The organism is Modestobacter muralis (genome assembly GCF_010682105.1).
Taxonomy (GTDB): Bacteria; Actinomycetota; Actinomycetes; order Mycobacteriales; family Geodermatophilaceae; genus Modestobacter; species Modestobacter muralis.
Map to the genome: position 1 here is coordinate 1 of NZ_JAAGWH010000072.1, position 2,983 is coordinate 2,983.

Below are 2,983 nucleotides of genomic sequence, written 5' to 3' on the forward strand. Positions count from 1 at the left end.
GCACTGCCTCGTTCGCGATCGTCGGCCGCCGTCAGTTCACTGGACACTCGTGACGGAGCCCAGCGCGGTGGTCACCGCGGTCACGATCGCCTCGCGGAACGGGATGAGGATGGCCAGCACGAGGGCCGCCGTCATCACCGTGATCATGACCCAGCCGGGCACGTCACCGCGCTCGGGATCGTCGTCGTGCAGCCGGGCCGCCAGGGCGGCGAGTGCAGCGGTCAGGTACGCGTAGGGGCGCATCCGTCGTCCTCTCTGTTGGTCACCGGCGTCACTGCGCCAGCGAGACGATGCTGATCAGCCCCGGGAACAGGGCGAACATGACGGTGACCGGCAGCACCAGGAACACGACCGGCACCATCATCTGGATCTCCTTGCGGCCACCGGCCTCCAGCAGGCGGCGCTTGCCGGCCTCCCGGACGTCGGCGGCCTGGGCTCGCAGCACCTCGGCCAGCGGCGTCCCACGCTCGATGGCCACGATCACGCCGTCGACGAAGCGGGCCAGCGGATCCAGCGAGGTGCGGTCGGCCAGCTGCTGCAGCGCCTCCACCAGCGGGACGCCGGCGCGGGCACGGCCCAGCGTGGCGCCCAGCTCGCGGGCCAGCTCACCGCCGGACAGGCGGGTCACCCGGGCGATCGCCGCGGTCGGGCTCTCCCCCGCGGTCACGGCCAGCGCGAGCAGCTCGGCGATGACCGGGAACTCCGCCAGCAACAGCTCCTCGCGGCGCTGCACCTGCTGGGTCAGCCACCAGTCCCGACCGAGCACGCCACCGACCAGGCCGGCCACGCACAGCAGCACCGCCGACAGCACGTTGACCGAGCCGGCCAGCGCCGAGCCCACCGTCGTGACCAGCGCCCCGCCCAGCAGCCCAAGCCCGCCCCACACGACCTGCTCGACCCGGAAGTCTTCGACCGAGGTCTCCGCGCCGAGGGCGTCCAGCCGGCGGCGGACGGCGACCCGGCCACCGAGCAGCCGGTCGACGTGCCGCGCGCCGTCGGCGAGCACCGGACCGAACACCCGCCGGGCGGCGCTGAGCATGCCTGGCTGGGTGACGGTCCCCAGCAGCCGCGACGGCGCGGGGGTGTCGTGCACGTAGGGCGCCAGCCGGTCGACCAGCCGCACCTGCCGCATCGGCGGCGCGAAGCCCACGACCAGCAGCACCCCCGCGGCCGCGGTGAGCCCCAGCAGCATCCCGAGGAGACCCGCGCTCACGACGACACCCCGTCGCTCCGCGACCCGTTCGCTCCGCTCCCCGCTCGCTGACGCTCGCTGCGATGCTGACTCACTGGAGCACCCGCACGTCCTGCGGCAGCCGCCCGATCCGCAGCATCAGCCGGTAGGCCACGAGGCACACCGCGCCGCCGCCGAGCAGCAGCGCGGTCCCGACCGGGCTGTCGTAGGCGGTCAGCGTCTGCTGCTGGGTGGCCAGCAGGAGCAACACCACCCAGGGCGCGCCGACGGCGAGCCGCGCGGCCTGCACCACCCAGCCCTGCCGGGTCTCGAGCTCGGCCCGCGTGCGGGCGTCCTCGCGGAGGAAGCTGGCCAGTGTCCGCAGCACCCGGCCGAGGTCGCTGCCGCCGACCTCGCGGGCCACCCGCAGGGTCTCGACGATGCGGTCGCCGACCGGGTCGGCGAGGTCGTCCTTGAGCCGGTCGAGCGCGTCGCTGAACCGGCCGCTGGAGCGGTGGTCGGCGGCGAACCGGGCGAAGGAACCGCGCAGCACCTCGGGCCCGCGGACGGCGAGGGCCGACAGCGCCTCGGGCAGCGAGAGGCCGGCCCGCACGGCGGAGGCGAGGTTGTCCACGACCTCGGGCCACACCTCGCGCAGGTCCGCCCGGCGCTTGGCGGCCAACCGCCGCACCAGCAGGTACGGCACGGCGGAGCCGAAGACCCCGAACGCGAGGCTGATCGTCACCGTCCGGGTGGTCAGCAGGACCAGCACGGTCACCACCAGCCCGAGCACGACCTGCAGCGCGAGCAGCTGCGCGGAGTTGATCCCGGTCAGGCCGGCCGCACCGAGGAGCTGCTGGCGGCGGCCCGGACGCGCGGTTCCCGAGCGGCGCACCGGCGTGCGGGAGCCGCTGCGCCACACGAGCAGCAGCCCCACCCCGAGCAGCAGGCCGAGGAGCCCACCGGAGACGGTCACCCGCGGTCCCCCAGCAGGGCGGCGAGGTCGAAGCCGTGCGCGGCGTACCGCTCGGCGTGCGGCGGGTAGCCGTCGGCGCGCACCAGCCGGCCGTCGCGGGTGGTGAAGACGTCCGCGGTCTCCACGACACTGCCCTCGGCACGGCCGGGCAGCGCCACGATCTCCCGCAGCCGGCGCTGCCCACTCGGCTCGGTGCCCACGTGCACGACCAGGTCGACGCTGGCGGCCACGGTGGGGACGACGAAGGCGTGGCCGATGTTCTCCCCGGCCAGCAGCGGCAGGGTGCACATCTTCACCACGGCCTCGCGGGCGCTGTTGGCGTGCAGCGTGCACATGCCGGGCAGCCCGGAGTTCAGGGCGATCAGCAGGTCGAGGCACTCCTCCTGGCGCACCTCGCCGACCACCAGCCGAGAGGGCCGCATCCGCAGCGCCTCCTTCACCAGCCGGCGCAGTGGGATCTCCCCGGCGCCCTCGAGGTTGGGCTGGCGGGTCTGCATGGCGACCACGTCGGGCAGCGGCACGCGGAGCTCGAAGACCTCCTCGCAGGTGACCACGCGCTCGCGGGCGGGCACGGCGGCGACCAGGCAGTTGAGCATCGTGGTCTTACCGGCCTGGGTCCCGCCGGAGACCAGGATGTTCAGGCCCGCCGCGACCGAGGCCTCGAGGAAGCGGGCGGCCTGCGCGGTGAGAGTGCCCAGCTCCACCAGCTCGTCGAGGCTGTGCGCCTGCAGGACGAACTTGCGGATGTTGACCGCCATGTGGCGGCGGGTCACGTCCGGGATGACGACGTGCAGGCGGGAACCATCCGGCAACATCGCGTCGACGAACGGGGTCGA

Annotated in this window: 4 protein-coding genes; all 4 read right to left on the bottom strand. The window is 74.3% G+C overall.

The window, feature by feature from the left end; all coding sequences use genetic code 11:
* Nucleotides 1-36 precede the first annotated feature (36 nt).
* Nucleotides 37-243: a hypothetical protein gene (locus tag GCU67_RS21010; RefSeq protein WP_163613449.1), complete on the bottom strand. Its 207-nt coding sequence runs from the start codon at nucleotides 241-243 to the stop codon at nucleotides 37-39.
* Nucleotides 244-271: 28 nt separating this feature from the next.
* On the bottom strand, nucleotides 272-1,213 hold the full coding sequence (locus tag GCU67_RS21015) for a type II secretion system F family protein (protein ID WP_338105194.1): 942 nt from the start codon (nucleotides 1,211-1,213) through the stop codon (nucleotides 272-274).
* Between the two features lie 70 nt (nucleotides 1,214-1,283).
* Nucleotides 1,284-2,147 carry a type II secretion system F family protein gene (locus tag GCU67_RS21020; protein ID WP_170311092.1) on the bottom strand — a complete coding sequence of 288 codons (864 nt, stop codon included), beginning with the start codon at nucleotides 2,145-2,147 and terminating at the stop codon, nucleotides 1,284-1,286.
* Nucleotides 2,144-2,983 (bottom strand): TadA family conjugal transfer-associated ATPase (locus GCU67_RS21025; protein WP_163613451.1); only part of this gene is annotated, 840 nt, incomplete at its 5' end. The genes GCU67_RS21020 and GCU67_RS21025, both read right to left, overlap by 4 nt.